Source organism: Snodgrassella sp. M0351, from assembly GCF_016100575.1.
GTDB classification, from domain to species: Bacteria; Pseudomonadota; Gammaproteobacteria; order Burkholderiales; family Neisseriaceae; genus Snodgrassella; species Snodgrassella alvi.
Map to the genome: position 1 here is coordinate 448,062 of NZ_JACFSG010000001.1, position 17,928 is coordinate 465,989.

Consider the following 17,928-nt stretch of genomic DNA (forward strand, 5'->3'; position numbering starts at 1 on the left):
TCTGTGGGATAAATTTTGCCGGTATGGAAGATTTATTCACAGATAAGCGGTCTGAGAATCAGCTTGAGACTAATATCTTACAGACTGTAATACATTTCAAATTCAAGCGGATGTGGTGCCATACGGATGCGTTTTACATCATCGCTCTTGAATTCAATATAGCTGTCGATCCAGTCCTGACTGAATACGCCGCCACGGGTTAAAAATTCGTGGTCTGCTTTCAGTGCTTCCAGTGCCTCTTCTAAAGAAGCACATACGGTTGGTACCAGAACATCTTCTTCCGGTGGTAAGTCGTACAGATTTTTATCTGAAGGATCACCCGGATGAATTTTATTCTGGATGCCGTCCAGTCCCGCCATTAACAAAGCGGTGAAAGCCAGATAAGGATTAGCGGTTGGATCCGGGAAGCGAGCTTCGATACGGCGGGCTTTTGCACTGGCAACGTACGGAATGCGGATAGAAGCTGAACGGTTTTTGGCAGAGTAGGCCAGTTTGGTCGGGGCTTCAAAATGCGGTACCAGACGTTTGTAAGAGTTGGTTGACGGATTAGTCAGCGCATTCAGTGCTTTAGCATGTTTAATGATACCGCCGATGTAGTACAAAGCCAGATCAGACAAGCCGGCGTAGCCGTCACCGGAAAACAGATTTTGTCCGTCTTTCCAGATAGACTGATGTACATGCATGCCGGAACCATTGTCACCCAGAATAGGTTTTGGCATGAAAGTAGCAGTTTTGCCAAAGTTGTGCGCTACATTCTGGATGACATATTTCATATCTTGTGTCCAGTCAGCACGGCGCACCAATGTATTGAAGCGGGTACCGATTTCCATCTGACCGGCTGTGGCAACTTCGTGGTGATGTACTTCTACCGGAATGCCGATCGCTTCCAGTGTCTGGGTGCAGGCAGAACGTAAATCCTGACCGGAATCAACAGGTGCTACAGGGAAATAGCCGCCTTTAACGCCCGGGCGGTGTCCGGTGTTCTGACCGTCATATGATTTACCGCTAGACCATGCGGCTTCTTCAGAATGAATTTTGTAACGGGTACCGCTCATATCGGTTTGCCATTCTACGCCGTCAAACACGAAAAATTCCGGTTCCGGACCAAAGAATGCAGTATCACCGATACCGGTTGATTTCAGATAAGCTTCGGCACGTTTTGCGATGGAGCGCGGATCACGGTCGTAACCCTGACCATTGGCCGGATCGATAACATCACAGGTTAAAACAACTGTGGTGTCATCATAGAAAGGGTCAATAAATGCTGTCGATGCATCTGGTCTCAGAGTCATATCGGAAGCCTGAATTCCTTTCCAGCCGGCGATGGAAGATCCATCAAAAGCCTGACCGTTTTCAAACCATTCTTCAGGGTCTTCCAGCACAATTCTGGCTGGTACGGATACGTGCTGCTGTTTGCCTTTTGTATCGGTAAAGCGCAAATCAATGAATTTGGCATCATTTTCTTCAATCAGGCTAACTACTTTTTTTATTGACATATTTAAGGCTCCCATTAAGGTCTGGAGAGTGACAAACTCTCCGGCAAGTTAAGGTGATTCTGCCACATTCAATTTGTAAAAAAAACGCATTGATGTAAAAAAAGCTGGTTTTTTATAACGGATTAAATTAATTTATTTAAAAACATGTTGTTATATATATCTATTCTGGTTTATATCAGAATTTGTGAACTATCAGATTTAGATATTCACTACAGAAAAATTTAATAAATCAAATATTGTCAGGAAATAAGGAAGAGCCAGGTTGATGTATCAGGCAGAATATTACCGTAAATAAAAGGCGTTATTTCAAATTTTCTTATGTTATTGATTCAGAATGTTGATATTTGAATCGAATCGTATTGATTTGTTTCAGCCTGTAAGTTATCTATCAACTCATAATTAACGGGCTGAAATGAATAAATATTAATTATTTATTTGATTTTTCCGTATTTTTTCAAAATAGCTAACAGTTGATCCTGCGGTAGTGCCTGAACCAGATTGTGGTCACGACCTTCCATGGTTTCAGCTGCACATAAAGCATTTAATACAGCTTCTTCAACTGCTTCTACTGTGGCAATATAAAGCGGATCAATAATTTCATCGCTCAGCATATCAATTTTGCTGATGCCCAGACTGTAAGCATTTTCATTAGCGGTAGAGAAAGCCAGAAAAATGTCGCCGGAACCGTTATCACCATAAGCGCCGAGTAAGCCGATGCCAATAGGAACACGTTTGGTGAGTTTACTCAGTTGCCAGGGAAGTAAAGGGGCGTCGGTAGCCAGAATCACAATGATAGATCCTGTTCCCGGTTTGGGGGCAAAAGTATTAATTACTGGCATGGTTTCAGGACCAAATTCATCTTTCAGCGGAATACCGCAAATTTGAAAAGTATCACGCATACCATGGTTGGCCTGTACCAGTACCCCCAGAGTAAATTCACCGGCTTCTGTGCTGACTATACGTGATGCGGTGCCGGTACCACCTTTGAAATCATGGCAGATCATGCCGGTGCCACCACCGACGTTACCTTCAGCAATGGCACCTGCGTGTGCATTATTTAAAGCCTCAAGTGCATGTTCTGGCCTGATATGAAAACCATTGATGTCGTTTAATAATCCGTCCCATGTTTCGCCCACTACCGGATAAAAATATCCAACGCCGTCTACAGGGTGACCATTGTTAACATATGGAAAATAAAAGTGATTATCTATCATCCATTTGCTGGAGGTATCGCGAACAATACCTACGCTGTTAGTATTGGTAATGAGTACCGGACCATGCATTAAACCTGAATCATCCAGCCAGTGTGTGCCGGTTAATTCTCCATTACCGTTTAAATCATGCCTGCCAACGAATACAGCACTGCGTTGTTTACCTCTGGGCAAAATAGCGGTTACACCAGTACGGGCAAAGGCTGAACCCGGACCTGTATAATCATCCGGTGTACCATAGATAATGGTACTGTAGCCAACTTCAATGCCGCATACATCGGTTATCGCATTGTTTTTGCCAGTGGTGCCGGTTAGAGGAATTCCTAATTCCCGTGCACGTTTCTTAGTCATAATATTTCTCCTTTTTTACATGTATCATGTTGTTTATCTTGATTATATTGTAAATATCAGCTTTTGCAGTATTTTTACAATAATTGTTTGAAATTACTGGTGGTGTACGGCTGCTGCTCTTTTTTTGCTTTAAGGGCTGTAAGTAATGCCTGATAACGGCTGCGGGTCAGTGGATAACCAATGGCACACAGTGCAGCAATAATGCCGGCTAATGCATGAATCCATGTGTTTAATTCCAGAATAGCCTGTTGTGCCAGTGGTGGCTGAATAATGGTTTCCTGACCTGTGGATGATATATATCCATGTTTCTCCAGATAAAAACCAATAAACCAAATGGCCAGTGCACTACCGAATTTTTGTAAGAATGACATTAGGGCTGTAATTGCTCCTTCTCTTCGTTTGTTGTTAATAAAATCATCCAGCTCACTAATGTCGTACATCATGGAATAATATATAGTCCAAAAATAACTATTACCAAGTTGCAGCAGAATTAAAAAAATTATCAGCATAGTTCTGTTAGGAAATCCGCAAAAAAAGAATAGGCCTGTGCCTATTGAGCTGATGAGCATAGACAGATAATAGACATTTCTTTTATCAAATTTCTGCGCGGTATAATTAACAGCGGGAAGCCAGGCAAGAGCCAGTAAGCTGTAAATCAAAAAACAGATCGCAGCATCTTTTTCGCTGTATGCCATGTTGTTTAAGAATAAATAATATAAGGCTCCGGTACTGAGCGCGTAAGCAGCCGACCAGAAAAAAACTGATGCGCCAAGAAATTTACTTGATGAAAGACGCCAGATTTCAATCATGTTACTGATAACTTCGCGAATAAAAGCCAGAAGCCGGTATCTGCTGTGTATTCGGCTTGTTTTATGCCGGACAGGCAGTTCATAACCACGTGTCAGAAACCAGCAGGTGAGTCCGCTCAGTAAAGTCAGAACAGCAAATATCACACTCACGCCGTGCCAGCCGCTGCTGACACTGAATCCATGATCTACAATCCATTTAACAATCAGCGGCGGAGCGGAAGAAGATACAAGAACGGCTGCATTAAGTGCATAACCCGCCCATACCCGAAGCGAAGTACGTTCATCAAAGTTATTGGTCATTTCTGCACCTAAAGTGTAGAAAGGTATGACGTAAATTTTGTAAGCAGACCAGAACAGAATGGCAATTATGGTGAAATAAACCATTTTCTGATTGGTGCTGAGAGATGAAATATCAGTATAGAGCAGTAACAATAGCAGCGTATATGGCAGAATAGCTGCCAGCATTAATGGTCTGCGCCGCCCCCAGTGTGAACAGATATTATCTGAAAACTGACCTACCAGCGGATCAGCCACAGCATCCCAGATAACAGCAATCAGAACAATGGTACCTGCCTGAGCAGCAGGAATGCTGGCAACGTTTGTCAGAAAAAAAAGATAAAAAACATAAAAAAGATTATAGGCGAGTGAATCAGCCATTTGTCCGATGGCATATCCCAGTTTAACGTGTAAGGGTAATTTATTGAATGTGTGAGGAGTGACAGGCCGGCGAGTATGCATGATTCATCCTGATAAAAACTATATCAATTGGCATTGCAATATGCATTGCATAAAAATTTTTGCTTCAGATACTGGTCTGATATCAAATTATTTTTTGAACGTGCTGATTGATTAAATGCCAGCTGATTGATAAGTAGTTTTGTGTTTACCTGGATGTAATCAGGTTTTATTACAGCTAATCGATAATCCGAAAATTAAAGAGTAAGCGTGGGTAAATCATACGGTAAATTGAAGTTAAATAAAAATAAATTTTTACAATTGTTGCTAATTTGTCTGGTTTTCAGGCTAAAAAATTAATTTTATTCAGGCAGAAGTTTATTTAGCGGCCAGATATGCATGCGTATGAAAGCCAGCGTCTGCTTATCATGAAAGAAAAATTAATGGTTTTATGATAGGGTTTTGCCTTTGACCAGTGTAGTCTGGATAATGGCAACAGTTATTTACATAGCAGAGGGGAGTCAATGAGTATATTTGCAGTATTGGGTAATCCTGTAGCGCATAGCCGTTCTCCGCAAATTCATCAGGCTTTTGCTGCTCAGCACGGTCAAAAGTTAATTTATGAGCGGCGTCTGATTGCTTTAGATGATTTTGCTGCACAAGCCAGAGAATTTTTTAAAGCCGGCGGAACCGGGGCTAATGTTACTGTGCCTTTTAAGTATGAGGCTTATATTCTGGCTGATGTGCTGACTGAGCGGGCTAAAGCAGCAAAAGCTGTTAATACCTTATTCTGGCGCAACGGACAGTTGCTGGGAGACAATACTGACGGTATCGGTCTGGTGCGGGCAATTGAAGAATTATTGTCTTTTTCTCTGAGTAATAAACATATATTACTGCTGGGAGCGGGTGGAGCAGCGTGTGGTGTCATTCAGCCGCTTTTGCAGCAACTGCCGGCTTCGCTGACCATTGCTAACCGCTCAGCAGAAAAAGCGCAGCTGCTTGCTCAGGAGCATAATGTAAACTGGTGTGCGGTAACGCAGATAAAACCGGAATATGATGTCATTATCAATGCTACCTCAGGTAGTTTACACGGGCAGAAATTGCCTGTGTCCGCACCTGTACTGGCCAGAGCGCAACTGGTTTACGATATGATGTATTCGGCAAAGCTAACCCCTTTTTTGCTTCAGGCTCATGAAGCAGGGTGCCGCAATCTGGCTGATGGTCTTGGTATGCTGGTAGCGCAGGCAGCAGCCTCATATGCACTGTGGCATGGTTTTAATCCTGATATCCGGCCGGTAACCGAGCAGATACGTAAAGAAATGGAACGGTCATGAAAATCGTGCGTAATTTGTTAATTGTGCTCGTTACGCTGTTTTTGCTGTTTAATGTTTATATTTATGGCAGTCTGTTAATCTATCGGACAGTGGCACCGCACCGCACCATGTTTATGTTGTTACGTATGCATGAGCTGGCTGAAACCCGTCCGGATACGCAGTTGAATTATCAGTGGGTAGCTTACAACCGTATTTCGCCCAATCTGAAAAAAGCGCTGATTGCCTCAGAAGATGCGCGTTTTGCTGAACATGATGGTTTTGACTGGAATGGTATCCGTACGGCAATCAAAAAAAATGAACGTCAGGGTAATATTAAGGCTGGCGGGTCAACCATCAGCCAGCAGCTGGCTAAAAATCTGTTTTTATCTGAAAGCCGCAGTTATTGGCGTAAGGCAGAAGAAGCAGTGATTACTTCGCTGCTTGAAGCTACAACCAATAAAGACCGGATTTTTGCGCTATATCTGAATGTTATTGAGTGGGGATATGGGGTATACGGTGCCGAAGCGGCCAGTGAAACGATTTATGGGCGAACCGCTATGCAGTTGTCTCCGCAACAGGCAGCCAAACTCGCTGCGCGTGTACCCAGGCCGCTTTATTACATTGATCATCCGCGAGATAAAGAAATCCGCCGTAAAGCCAATGTTATTTTACGGCGAATGGGTTCTGCACAATTGCCGGATAATGACCAGTAACTGCAAAGAGTATTGGTTAATTACTCACTCCGGATTAACCGCGTCGGCGTAAATCTTCTACTTCATCCAGTAATTGCAGAATCAGTGCAGTGGCACTCGCACTGGCATCAAAATCACGATGAATACGCCATGCGCGGCGGGCAATAGCCATATGGTAGCCACTATAGCGCGCCAATTGCGGTTCTTGTTCAACAGGAATAACGCTTTCAGCAATCAGGCTTAATATCCAGTTACTCTGATTGTCACAGGCACGAACCAGATCATCAAAGCTTAATTCAATATCTTGTTGATTTTTATTCATTCTTCGCTCCTGTTATCAAACATGATTCTGTGGTTTAAAACCGGCGTAATGCGTGGCAAGTGCCTGCCATGCGGCACGGTCTGCTTCGTTACTGGCTTGTGGCAGCACAATATTAATCAGCAGATACAAATCACCGGCTGCTTTTGCCGGTATACCTTTACCTTTCAGGCGCATTTTCTGCCCGTTGTGGCTGTTGGCAGGAATATTGACACTCAGTTTGCCGGCCGGAGTAGTAATATCTGTTTTACCGCCTAATGCAGCAGTCCAGGGAGCGACGTTGATACGCTGGTAAACATCTTTACGGTTCTGGACATATAAATTATCCTGATTACGGAAACTGATTTTTAAATATAAATCTCCAGATGAACCACCGTTAAAACCAGGTAATCCCTGACCGCTAAGCCTGATTTGCTGACCTTCAGTAATCCCTGCCGGAATTTTTACATTAAGTGTTTTACGCTCATAAGCCATTTGCCCCTGAGCATTCAGTGTAGGCATATCCAGGGATAAATTACGCTGTGCTCCCTGATAGGCTGCGGCAATATCAATAACTAGCTCAGCATGCTGGTCTTCTCCGCCTGCCGGGCCGCTTCGGCGTTGTTGAAAGCCTTGTCTTGCACTGCTGCCGAAAGCAGAGAACAAGTCGTCAAAACGAAAATCGCCATTGCCAAAGGCTCCGTTCTGGCCAAAGTGACTCGGGTCAAAATCATACTGCTGATAACTGTAATCACCCTGGCTGCCTCCAGCCTGCCGGCTGCTATGCCGGAACGGATTGTCCAGCATTTCATCATATTCAGCCCGTTTTTCCTTATCATGTAAGGTTTCATAAGCAATATTGATTTCACTAGTTTTGGCTACGGCATCAGGATCTTTACTCACGTCAGGGTGATATTTGCGAACTAGTTTACGATAGGCTTTTTTGATATCGTCTTCGCTGGCCTTTCGATCAACACCGAGAATTTCATAATAATTGCGTTCAGCCATATTTTATCCTTTGCTGAAATTTCTATTCGTTTTCAAAATACTATTTAAATCAAAATAAGGTCAAATGATTAAGATTTAAAGTGCTTATTTTAGGTAGTAAAAACAATTAATAAAATGTATATTTGTGTTTTAATTATAGATAAATAAAAATGAAATGATTAATTTTTGAAGTCTGAAAGAAATTAAAACTTGATTTGATAATGCGGTAAAGAAAAATTGTAATAATCCAGCTAATATAATATTGATTAGATTAAATAAATTATAAATTGAGATTGAAAATAACAGAATGTGAAATAATTTTATGGGATCAATTTATGATAATTATTTAACATTAAACTATAAATAAAATTCTAAAGAATTAAAACTAAGATAAAAAATAAAGAAAATCTCATTTGTCTGAATAAAACTGATACTGATAACTTGATTTAGGTTTGGTTGTTTAAAGCAGCGAATAAACAAATATGATTACTCATTAATAGCGTTTGTATAAAATAAAATTTATTTGTTAATAAATGCCAACTAATGTGCATAAATTCAAAAATAATTTCAATTCTGAATTTATTAATAAGAAATAGTTTTTGTTAATGATAATTACGTATTTAGTATTAATATAACTTATTATATTTACTTTTGTTTTATCTAATTACCTGTTTTTGACATAGTAAAAATCATTTACCACATTCTGATAAAATTTCTGTGATAATTTGTTTACTTGTTTTAAATCAGAAAATTGGTGTAAAAATACATTGCTGTTTAGGTATTACGCTGGTACGATTTAAACGAAAATACAGTATGTTGCATCACAATAATATATGCTTTTATTCAACTAAGATTATGCAGATTTATTGTAAGTTATTTGAATTTATTTGTATTTCTTTTAATTAATTTGGTAAAGCATCTGGTTAATAAAGAAAATGATAAATGAAATAGCAACAACATAAAGTGTTTTGTTCATGACTCAATCCCAAATGAAAGAGGATATTGCTATGTCTGCTGACTTCCATGATCAAGATATCGATCCGATTGAAACCCAGGAATGGCTGGATTCACTCAGCTCGGTGCTGAAACAAGAGGGACCTGAACGTGCGCATTATTTAATGGAAAGCCTGGTGCGCTATATCCGCCGCCGAGGCATTTATATGCCGTTCAGTGCCACAACAGCCTATCTGAATACTATTCCTGTTGGTAAAGAAAAAAAATCACCGGGTAATCATGAATTAGAGCACCGAATCCGATCACTGGTGCGCTGGAATGCAGCAGCATTGGTATTAAATGCCAGCAAAAAGAATCTTGAGCTGGGCGGGCATATTGCCAGCTTCCAGTCTTGTGCTACTTTATATGATGTTGGTTTCAATCACTTCTGGCATGGTAAAACAGATAATCAGGAAGGTGATCTGGTATTTTTCCAGGGTCATAGTGCACCTGGTTTCTATGCACGTGCATTTGTTGAAGGCCGCTTAACTGAAGAACAGATGAGTAATTTCCGTCAGGAAGTACATGGTAATGGTCTGTCTTCTTATCCTCATCCATGGCTGATGCCTGACTTCTGGCAGTTCCCGACAGTATCTATGGGTCTGGGACCAATCCAGGGTATTTATCAGGCTCGTTTGCTGAAATATCTGGAATCCCGTGGTCTGGCGAAAACTCAGGGCCGTAAAGTATGGGTATTCTGTGGTGACGGCGAAATGGATGAGCCGGAAAGTCAGGGCGCAATTGCACTGGCTGCCCGTGATGGATTAGATAACCTGATTTTTGTTGTTAACTGTAACTTGCAGCGTCTGGACGGACCGGTACGCGGTAACGGTAAAATTATTCAGGAACTGGAAGGCAACTTCCGCGGTGCCGGCTGGAATGTACTGAAAGTAATCTGGGGCAGTAAGTGGGATGCACTGCTGGCTCAGGATAAAGATAATCTGCTGAAAAAACGCATGGAAGAATGTGTTGACGGTGATTATCAGATGTATAAATCACAGAATGGCGCATATGTGCGCGAACACTTCTTCAATACGCCTGAACTGAAAGCCATGGTGGCTAATATGTCAGACGATGAAATCTGGTCACTGAACCGTGGTGGTCACGATCCGCATAAGGTGTATGCCGCTTACTATGAAGCAGTTAATAATCCGGATGGACGTCCGACTGTAATTCTGGCTAAAACCATTAAAGGTTATGGTATGGGTGCTTCTGGTGAGGCACAGAATACTGCTCACCAGGCTAAGAAAATGGATATGAAATCTTTGAAACAGTTCCGTGATCGTTTCCAGATTCCGGTAACTGATGAAGAGATGGAGCATACTCTGCCATTCTTCCGACTGCCTGAAGACAGCGAAGAAATGAAATACATGAAAGAGCGCCGTGCTCAGCTGGGTGGCTTCCTGCCTTACCGTCATCCTGATTCTGAGCAGCTGCCAATTCCGCCATTAAGTGAATTTGAAGCTCAGTTGCAGGATAGCGGTGACCGTGAGTTCTCTACAACAATGGCCTTTGTACGTATTCTGAGTACACTGCTTAAAGATAAAAATATCGGCAAGCGGATTGTGCCGATTGTGCCGGATGAAAGCCGTACATTCGGTATGGAAGGTTTGTTCCGTCAGTATGCTATCTGGAATCCAAAAGGTCAGATTTACACCCCGCAGGATCACGACCAGCTGATGTTCTATAAAGAATCTAAAAATGGTCAGATTTTCCAGGAAGGTATTAATGAGCCGGGTGCAATGAGCTCATGGATTGCTGCTGCAACAAGCTATTCCAATAATGATTGCCCGCTAATCCCGTTCTATATTTATTATTCAATGTTTGGTTTCCAGCGTATCGGCGATCTAGCCTGGGCTGCTGGTGATCAGCGTGCCCGCGGCTTTATGCTGGGCGGTACTTCCGGCCGTACAACTCTGAACGGTGAAGGCTTGCAGCATCAGGATGGTCACAGCCATATTCAGGCTGAGCTGATTCCGAACTGCATTTCCTATGACCCGTCCTTCTCTTATGAAGTTGCTGTCATTATTCAGCATGGTCTGCAGCGCATGTATGTAGATCGTGAAGATGTGTTCTATTACATCACTCTGATGAACCAGAACTATAAACATCCGGCTATGCCGCAGCGTGATGGAATCGAACAGCAGATTCTGAAAGGTATGTATCTGTTGCAGGAAGGTACCAGCGGTAAACTGAAAGTGCAGTTAATGGGTTCCGGTGTTATTTTGCAGGAAGTGATTGCTGCAGCAGAATTGCTGAAACAGGATTTCGATGTTGATGCCAATATCTGGAGTGTGACTTCATTTAACGAACTGTACCGTGATGGTATTGATATCGAACGTTACAACCGTCTGCATCCGACCGATACCCAGAAAGTACCTTATGTGACTCAATTACTGTCTGGTCATGAAGGTCCGATTGTGGCTTCAACCGATTATGTACGTCACTTTGCTGACCGTATTCGTGCTTATGTACCACAGGATGTGTTCACAGTTCTGGGTACAGATGGCTTTGGTCGCAGTGATTCCCGTGACAATTTACGTGAGTTCTTTGAAATCAACCGTTACCACGTGGCTGTAGCTGCTCTGAATGGTCTGGCTGATGAAGGCAAGATCAGTAAACAGGTGGTACAGGATGCCATCAATAAATATGGTATCAAGGCTGATGTAGAACCGAGCTGGGCACGTTAATAAACCCAATGCCTGAAGTTCATTCGGATTTCAGGCAGGTTTTGCTGGCTGTGCAAGCTAATGATTGTCGGACGCAGGCTTAAGCCTGCTGTCATCAAAGGACATAATGATGAGTCAGATTGTAGAAATAAAAGTGCCTGATATCGGTAATTATACCGGTGTCGATGTTATTGACGTGGCGGTCAAAGTTGGCGATAGCATTGCGGTAGACGATACCCTGATTACGCTTGAAACAGATAAAGCCACTATGGACGTTCCTGCTGATAAGGCTGGTGTGGTGAAAGAAGTCCTGGTTAAAGTAGGTGATAAAGTATCTGAAGGTAATGTGATTGTGAAAGTAGAAACTTCTGCTGCCGCAAGTGCATCTTCATCTGCCGGTACCACTACTGAAGCTCCGGTTAAGGCAACAACTACCGAAGCAGCCGGTACAGCTGCTCAGTCTGTTGCTGTGAAAGTACCGGACATCGGTAATTTCTCGAATGTTGATGTAATTGAAGTAGATATTAAGGTTGGTGATGATGTGGCTGTTGATCAGACACTGGTTACCCTGGAAACTGATAAAGCGACGATGGATGTACCGTCTACTGTTGCCGGTAAAGTAACGGCTGTACATGTAAAAGTAGGCGATAAAGTATCAGAAGGAAGTGCTCTGATTGAAGTGGCTGTTGCTCCGGCAAGTACTACTGCCGCACCGTTAACGCCGGAACAAAAAGAAGCTTCTGAAATCAAAAAACAGGTTGCTGCCACACCATCTGCTGAAAATAACGAGTTACGGGCCGAAATCAAAAGCCACGTGCCTCAGGCTTTTGGCAGCTCTGATATTGATGAGAAAGGTTTTGAAAAAGCCCATGCCAGCCCGTCTGTACGCAAACTGGCTCGTGAACTTGGCGTAGATTTAGGACGTGTAACTGGTAGTGGGCGTAAAGGGCGCATTACCCCTGTTGATCTGCGTGAATTTGTTAAATCGGTTATGCAGAAGGTTGAGCAGGGTGGTAGTGGTGCTTCTCTCGGAGGAGGACTGGATTTATTGCCATGGCCTAAAGTAGATTTCAGCAAATTTGGCGAAATTGAAGTTAAAGAACTGTCACGAATCAAGAAAATCTCCGGTCAGAATCTGGCTCGTAACTGGGTAATGATTCCTCATGTTACCTTGCATGAAGATGCAGACATGACAGATCTGGAAGCTTTCCGTAAACAGCTGAATAAAGAATGGGAGCGTGCAGGTATTAAAGTATCTCCACTGGCTTTCATTATTCTGGCCTGCGTGAAAGCATTACAGGAATTCCCTGAATTTAATTCTTCGCTTGATGGTGATAACCTGATTCTGAAGAAATACATTCATATCGGCTTTGCCGCTGATACGCCGAATGGTCTGGTTGTGCCAGTTATTAAAAACGCTGACCAGAAAGGTCTGAAAGAAATCACGCAAGAACTGGCTGATATGAGTAAGCGTGCCCGTGAAGGCAAGCTGAAACCTCAGGAAATGCAAGGCGCTTCTTTCACCATTTCTTCTTTAGGCGGTATTGGCGGTACAGGCTTTACGCCTATTGTTAATGCACCGGAAGTGGCTATTCTGGGCGTTTGTAAATCACAGATCAAACCGACCTGGAATGGTAAGGAATTTGAGCCGCGCTTACAATGCCCGCTGTCTCTGTCTTTTGACCACCGTGTGATTGATGGTGCGGCCGGTATGCGTTTTCTGGTATTTATCAGCCAGCTGCTGGCTGATTTCCGCCGCGTATCTCTGTAAGTTTTTAAATAACAGGCTGCCTGAAAACAGATTGGTTTCTGGCAGCCTGTATACATGAAATACAGGCAATTACTGTTGTATCTGATGCAACAGTCAGGCAAAAGGTAAGACCATGAGCTTAATTGAATTGAAAGTACCGGATATCGGCAATTATAAAGATGTCGATATTATTGCGGTAGAAATCAAACCGGGCGATACCGTTGCGGTAGATGACACACTGATTACGCTGGAAACAGATAAAGCCACGATGGATGTACCGGCAGAAACAGCCGGTGTGGTGAAAGAGGTTAAAGTTAAAGTTGGTGATAAAATTTCTGAAGGTGGTGTGATTGCAGTAGTAGAAGCTGCAGCTAAACCGGCAGCAAGTGCTCCTGCAGCTGAAAGTGCACCGATAGCAGCACCTCAGGCAGCCAGTTACTCCGGCAGCAGTGATGCTGAGTACGATGTTGTTGTACTTGGCGGCGGCCCGGGTGGGTATTCTGCAGCTTTTGCCGCAGCTGATGAAGGCCTGAAAGTTGCCATCGTGGAACGTTATGCAACTTTGGGTGGTGTTTGTTTGAATGTTGGTTGCATTCCATCCAAAGCTTTACTGCATAATGCAGCTGTAATCGATGAAGTTAAAGAACTGAAAGCCAATGGTATTGAGTATCCGGCACCAAAAATTGATATCGACCAGTTGCGCAGCTACAAGGAAAAAGTAGTAGCGAGAATGACCGGCGGTCTGGCTGGCATGGCTAAAACCCGTAAAGTTGATATTATTCGCGGTAATGGTCGCTATATCGATCCGCATCATATTGAAGTCAAACTGACTTCAGGTGAAGGACGTGTTGAAACCGGTGAAACCAGAACACTGGCTTTTAAAAATACCATTATTGCTGCCGGCAGTCGCGTAGTTAATTTACCGTTTATTCCTGAAGATCCGCGCATTGTTGATTCAACAGGCGCTCTGGCACTGAAATTTGTGCCGGAAAAAATGCTGATAATCGGCGGCGGTATTATTGGTCTGGAAATGGGTACAGTGTACAGCACACTGGGCGCACGTCTGGATGTGGTAGAAATGATGGATGGTCTGATGCAGGGTGCTGACCGTGATATGGTCAGAATCTGGCAGAAGAAAAACGAACATCGTTTTGATAATATTATGCTGAATACCAAAACCACAGCTGTTGAAGCTAAAGAAGATGGTATTTACGTGACATTTGAAGGCGCTAAAGCTCCGACACAGCCGCAACGCTATGATTTGGTTCTGGTTGCAGCAGGTCGTGCACCCAATGGCAAACTGATAGGCGCAGAAAACGCTGGAGTGGCCGTTACAGAACGCGGGTTTATTAATGTAGATAAGCAGATGCGTACTAATGTACCGCATATTTTTGCCATAGGTGATATTGTGGGTCAGCCGATGCTGGCGCATAAGGCTGTACATGAAGCCCATGTGGCTGCTGAAAATTGTGCCGGTCATCAGGCGTATTTTGATGCACGTGTTATCCCCGGAGTGGCTTATACCAATCCGGAAGTTGCATGGGTAGGCATGACAGAAGATCAGGCGAAAAAAGACGGGGTAAAAATCACTAAATCTGTATTCCCCTGGGCTGCTTCCGGCCGTGCTGTAGCCAATGGTTGCAGTGAGGGTGCAACTAAGCTGATTTTTGACGCCGACAGTGGACTGATAATCGGCGGTGCAATTGTTGGTCCGAGTGCTGGCGATATGATTGGTGAAATCTGTCTGGCTATTGAAATGGGTTGTGATGCAGATGATATCGGTCGCACCATCCATCCTCATCCGACGCTGGGTGAATCAATAGGTATGGCGGCTGAAGTCGCTATGGGTACGTGTACTGATCTGCCACCACAGCGTAAAAAGTAAGAACTAAAATTCTTATGTCACAAGCTGTCCGATTTTTCCGGACAGCTTTTTTATTGGAAAAAGGGTAAATTCGGAAACAATTGATTAAATCAGCTGGTTAAATTGAATAATATTTGCAAAAAAATATCAGTATCTGATACGTAAGTTACATTTAGACATTCCAGTACTGCGCTTATTCAGCTATTATCAAAATAAATATGCTGATAAATCACTATCCGTGTATTGCTGTGAGCTTATATTTTTATTAATTAGTATGAGTGTAATTGAATGAATATGAACAGCAAAACCTCTTCTGGTATTGCCCCCTGGATTATAGGAGGGTTGGTACTGCTGGCAACCATCGGTCTATTTATAGGGCTAAAACCGATTTTAATGCCTTTTGCCGCAGCCGGAGTACTGGCCTATATTTTAAATCCGCTGGTAGTAAAACTGCATAGTCTTAAGATTTCCCGCTCGCTGGCAGCAATGTTGGTGATGTTTCTGGGACTGAGTGTTATTGTGATTTTGCTGCTGATTGTGATACCGATGCTGATTAATTTGCTGGACAGTATTTATGAGAAACTGCCTGCTTTTCTTGACTGGGTGCATCACAGTCTTGTTCCATGGCTTAATCAGACATTTCATATCCGTATCCGCTGGGATGCGGATTATATGTCCAAGTATGTAGCACAATGGATTCAAACTCATAATGCCAGTATTAAAGATGCCGCTTCAAAAGTTTTACCTGTAGTATGGCAGCATAGCAGTGGTATGGTAGAGTGGGTGACCAATCTGCTGTTACTGCCTTTTCTTTTATATTATTTTCTGCTGGACTGGAATCGCTGGACCTCCGGTATCCGTCATCTGATTCCGCGCCGTGCCTTACCTACTTATAATCGTATCGCTACCAATATGGATACGGTATTGGGCGAATTCCTTCGCGGCGAATTGCTGGTAATGGTAATTATGGGCATGGTTTATGGTCTGGGGCTGGCATTGGTAGGGCTGGAATCCGGATTTGCCATAGGTATGGTTGCCGGTTTACTGGTGTTTGTGCCTTATCTGGGTGCTTTTACCGGTTTGCTGCTGGCCACGCTGGCAGCATTGTTGCAGTTTGATGGCTGGACAGGACTATTACTTGTCTGGGGTGTATTTGCCATTGGTCAGTTTCTGGAAAGTTTCTTTGTCACTCCGAAAATTGTGGGCGACAGAATTGGTCTGTCGCCGTTCTGGGTTATTTTCTCATTGATGGCATTCGGGCAGTTACTTGGTTTTGTCGGTATGCTGCTGGCGTTACCACTGGCTGCTATATGTCTGGTATTGATTCGGGAAGGAACTCAGGCGTACTGGAGAAGTGAGTATTTCCGCAAATTGCCGGAAAATAGCATAATCAAGGATGAAAAAACACAGCAGGACAGATAATCTTGGCTTCTTGTTTTTATATGTTGCCTGCTGAAAAAACAACACCGGTACTTGCATTTATGCTGTGAAGTCATTAAAATTCTGCGTTTCATAATTTGTATATGTATGTTAGGAGATATTGATGGCCAATAGTGCACAATCTCGTAAGCGCGCCCGTCAGGCACTGAAACAACGTGCCCATAACGCTAGCTTGCGTACCGCTTTTCGCACTGCGGTTAAAAAAGTATTGAAAGCCGTTGAAGCTGGTGACAAAGCAGCTGCTCAGGTTACCTACAGCGAGAGCGTAAAAGTGATTGATCGCATTGCTGATAAAGGTGTTTTCCATAAAAATAAAGCTGCACGTCATAAAAGCCGTCTGGCTGCCAAAATCAAGGCTATGGCTGCTTAAGCTGATTTTTGTCATTGCATGAGACGATTCTCATGATTGCTATTATCACAAGGCTGTTCCCATTGTGGGCAGCCTTATGTTCTATCTTTGCCTATTATAATCCTGCCGTTTTTATTCCTCTGAAATCTCATATCTCTGAAATGCTGATGCTGGTGATGCTATCCATGGGCATGACGCTGAGAATTGAGGATTTTACCCGGGTATTGAAGCGGCCGGCGCCTATTGCGGCAGGTATTGGTCTGCATTATCTGATTATGCCACTGGCCGCATGGCTGATTGCCAGATTGCTGAACATGTCGCCAGAATTGCAGGCAGGAATGGTGCTGGTAGGGTGTGTGGCCAGTGGTACTGCTTCGAATGTGATGGTGTTTTTATCCAAAGGTGATGTTGCACTGTCTGTCACAATCAGTGCCTTGTCTACTGTAGTGGGCATTTTTGCTACACCACTATTGGCAAAACTTTATATAGCAGCATCAATTGAAGTACCTGTCGTCAATATGCTCAGGGAAATTTTGCTGATTGTTGCCTTACCTATTGCTATAGGGGTAAGCATTAATTATTTTGCGCCGAAACTGGTAAAAAAAATTATACCTTCACTGCCACTGCTAACGATGTGTATGATTATTATTGTGCTATCAACTGTGGTGTCATTAAGCAGCGATAAAATCGGAATAAAGACGGTAATTGTTGTTATTGGTGTGATTTTGCATAATGCTTTAGGGCTGATTGGCGGTTACTGGGGTGGACGGTTGTTTGGTTTTGATAAATCCATCTGTCGCACACTGGCTCTGGAAGTAGGGATGCAGAATTCTGGTCTGGCAGCAGTATTGGGATCTAACTTTTTTGGTTCGATGGCTGCTTTACCGGGCGCAATATTTTCATTATGGCATAATATTTCCGGTTCATTTCTCGCCAGCTACTGGTCGGGAAAGCCTACAGGTACAAGTAACGACCATGTGAAACGTGAAGATGTTAGTTTACATTAATTAATTTGATATACCAAAAAGCCC

13 protein-coding genes are annotated in these 17,928 nt (G+C 43.1%); 8 read left to right on the forward strand and 5 right to left on the reverse strand.

The genetic code is table 11. The annotated features are described in order from the left end of the window. Nucleotides 1–77 precede the first annotated feature (77 nt). From glnA to H3V01_RS01935, 3 genes are all read right to left on the reverse strand, one after another. Nucleotides 78–1,496, reverse strand: a complete 1,419-nt coding sequence (gene glnA, locus H3V01_RS01925; RefSeq protein ID WP_198185838.1) for a type I glutamate--ammonia ligase — start codon at nucleotides 1,494–1,496, stop codon at nucleotides 78–80. Nucleotides 1,497–1,927: 431 nt separating this feature from the next. Continuing rightward, nucleotides 1,928–3,058, reverse strand: a complete 1,131-nt coding sequence (locus tag H3V01_RS01930; RefSeq protein WP_198185839.1) for a DmpA family aminopeptidase — start codon at nucleotides 3,056–3,058, stop codon at nucleotides 1,928–1,930. 74 nt (nucleotides 3,059–3,132) lie between these two features. After that, nucleotides 3,133–4,605, reverse strand: a complete 1,473-nt coding sequence (locus H3V01_RS01935) for an MFS transporter (protein WP_198185840.1) — start codon at nucleotides 4,603–4,605, stop codon at nucleotides 3,133–3,135. Nucleotides 4,606–5,066: 461 nt separating this feature from the next. On the opposite strand from H3V01_RS01935, the gene aroE reads away from it, so the two are divergent. Together aroE and mtgA are read left to right on the forward strand one after the other, a co-directional pair. Next, entirely contained in the window at nucleotides 5,067–5,876 is an 810-nt protein-coding gene (gene aroE, locus H3V01_RS01940) for a shikimate dehydrogenase (protein WP_198185841.1), read from the forward strand. Beyond that, the gene (mtgA, locus tag H3V01_RS01945; RefSeq protein ID WP_084547417.1) at nucleotides 5,873–6,568 is read left to right on the forward strand and encodes a monofunctional biosynthetic peptidoglycan transglycosylase; all 696 of its coding nucleotides are present in this window, start codon (nucleotides 5,873–5,875) and stop codon (nucleotides 6,566–6,568) included. The genes aroE and mtgA overlap by 4 nt, the downstream gene beginning before the upstream one ends. A 34-nt stretch (nucleotides 6,569–6,602) precedes the next feature. Here the strand turns inward: mtgA and H3V01_RS01950 are convergent, their stop codons facing one another. Beyond that, a complete protein-coding gene (locus H3V01_RS01950) occupies nucleotides 6,603–6,869 on the reverse strand; it encodes a chaperone modulator CbpM (protein WP_078475325.1) in 267 nt (88 codons plus the stop codon). A gap of 15 nt (nucleotides 6,870–6,884) precedes the next feature. Further along, on the reverse strand, nucleotides 6,885–7,853 hold the full coding sequence (locus tag H3V01_RS01955; protein ID WP_198185842.1) for a DnaJ C-terminal domain-containing protein: 969 nt from the start codon (nucleotides 7,851–7,853) through the stop codon (nucleotides 6,885–6,887). A gap of 953 nt (nucleotides 7,854–8,806) precedes the next feature. On the opposite strand from H3V01_RS01955, the gene aceE reads away from it, so the two are divergent. The 6 genes from aceE (at nucleotide 8,807) to panS (ending at nucleotide 17,904) form a co-directional block, all read left to right on the forward strand. Continuing rightward, nucleotides 8,807–11,515, forward strand: coding sequence for a pyruvate dehydrogenase (acetyl-transferring), homodimeric type (aceE, locus tag H3V01_RS01960; RefSeq protein ID WP_370520371.1), 2,709 nt, complete (start codon nucleotides 8,807–8,809; stop codon nucleotides 11,513–11,515). 109 nt (nucleotides 11,516–11,624) lie between these two features. Further along, the gene (gene aceF / locus H3V01_RS01965) at nucleotides 11,625–13,265 is read left to right on the forward strand and encodes a dihydrolipoyllysine-residue acetyltransferase (RefSeq protein WP_198185843.1); all 1,641 of its coding nucleotides are present in this window, start codon (nucleotides 11,625–11,627) and stop codon (nucleotides 13,263–13,265) included. 112 nt (nucleotides 13,266–13,377) lie between these two features. After that, on the forward strand, nucleotides 13,378–15,129 hold the full coding sequence (gene lpdA / locus H3V01_RS01970; protein ID WP_084549993.1) for a dihydrolipoyl dehydrogenase: 1,752 nt from the start codon (nucleotides 13,378–13,380) through the stop codon (nucleotides 15,127–15,129). Between the two features lie 273 nt (nucleotides 15,130–15,402). Then, entirely contained in the window at nucleotides 15,403–16,530 is a 1,128-nt protein-coding gene (locus H3V01_RS01975; protein ID WP_198185844.1) for an AI-2E family transporter, read from the forward strand. A gap of 121 nt (nucleotides 16,531–16,651) precedes the next feature. Then, a complete protein-coding gene (gene rpsT / locus H3V01_RS01980) occupies nucleotides 16,652–16,918 on the forward strand; it encodes a 30S ribosomal protein S20 (protein WP_025330392.1) in 267 nt (88 codons plus the stop codon). A gap of 32 nt (nucleotides 16,919–16,950) precedes the next feature. Continuing rightward, nucleotides 16,951–17,904, forward strand: coding sequence for a ketopantoate/pantoate/pantothenate transporter PanS (gene panS, locus H3V01_RS01985; protein ID WP_198185845.1), 954 nt, complete (start codon nucleotides 16,951–16,953; stop codon nucleotides 17,902–17,904). Nucleotides 17,905–17,928: the final 24 nt, after the last annotated feature.

What these genes read in the sequence shown, in the direction of transcription:
- H3V01_RS01955 (WP_198185842.1), bottom strand. Translation starts at nt 7,853, where the DNA reads ATGGCTGAACGCAATTATTATGAAATTCTCGGTGTTGATCGAAAGGCC.
- aceF (WP_198185843.1), top strand. Translation starts at nt 11,625, where the DNA reads ATGAGTCAGATTGTAGAAATAAAAGTGCCTGATATCGGTAATTATACC.
- aroE (WP_198185841.1), top strand. Translation starts at nt 5,067, where the DNA reads ATGAGTATATTTGCAGTATTGGGTAATCCTGTAGCGCATAGCCGTTCT.
- mtgA (WP_084547417.1), top strand. Translation starts at nt 5,873, where the DNA reads ATGAAAATCGTGCGTAATTTGTTAATTGTGCTCGTTACGCTGTTTTTG.
- panS (WP_198185845.1), top strand. Translation starts at nt 16,951, where the DNA reads ATGATTGCTATTATCACAAGGCTGTTCCCATTGTGGGCAGCCTTATGT.
- H3V01_RS01930 (WP_198185839.1), bottom strand. Translation starts at nt 3,058, where the DNA reads ATGACTAAGAAACGTGCACGGGAATTAGGAATTCCTCTAACCGGCACC.
- H3V01_RS01975 (WP_198185844.1), top strand. Translation starts at nt 15,403, where the DNA reads ATGAACAGCAAAACCTCTTCTGGTATTGCCCCCTGGATTATAGGAGGG.
- glnA (WP_198185838.1), bottom strand. Translation starts at nt 1,496, where the DNA reads ATGTCAATAAAAAAAGTAGTTAGCCTGATTGAAGAAAATGATGCCAAA.
- H3V01_RS01950 (WP_078475325.1), bottom strand. Translation starts at nt 6,869, where the DNA reads ATGAATAAAAATCAACAAGATATTGAATTAAGCTTTGATGATCTGGTT.
- rpsT (WP_025330392.1), top strand. Translation starts at nt 16,652, where the DNA reads ATGGCCAATAGTGCACAATCTCGTAAGCGCGCCCGTCAGGCACTGAAA.
- lpdA (WP_084549993.1), top strand. Translation starts at nt 13,378, where the DNA reads ATGAGCTTAATTGAATTGAAAGTACCGGATATCGGCAATTATAAAGAT.
- H3V01_RS01935 (WP_198185840.1), bottom strand. Translation starts at nt 4,605, where the DNA reads ATGCATACTCGCCGGCCTGTCACTCCTCACACATTCAATAAATTACCC.
- aceE (WP_370520371.1), top strand. Translation starts at nt 8,807, where the DNA reads ATGACTCAATCCCAAATGAAAGAGGATATTGCTATGTCTGCTGACTTC.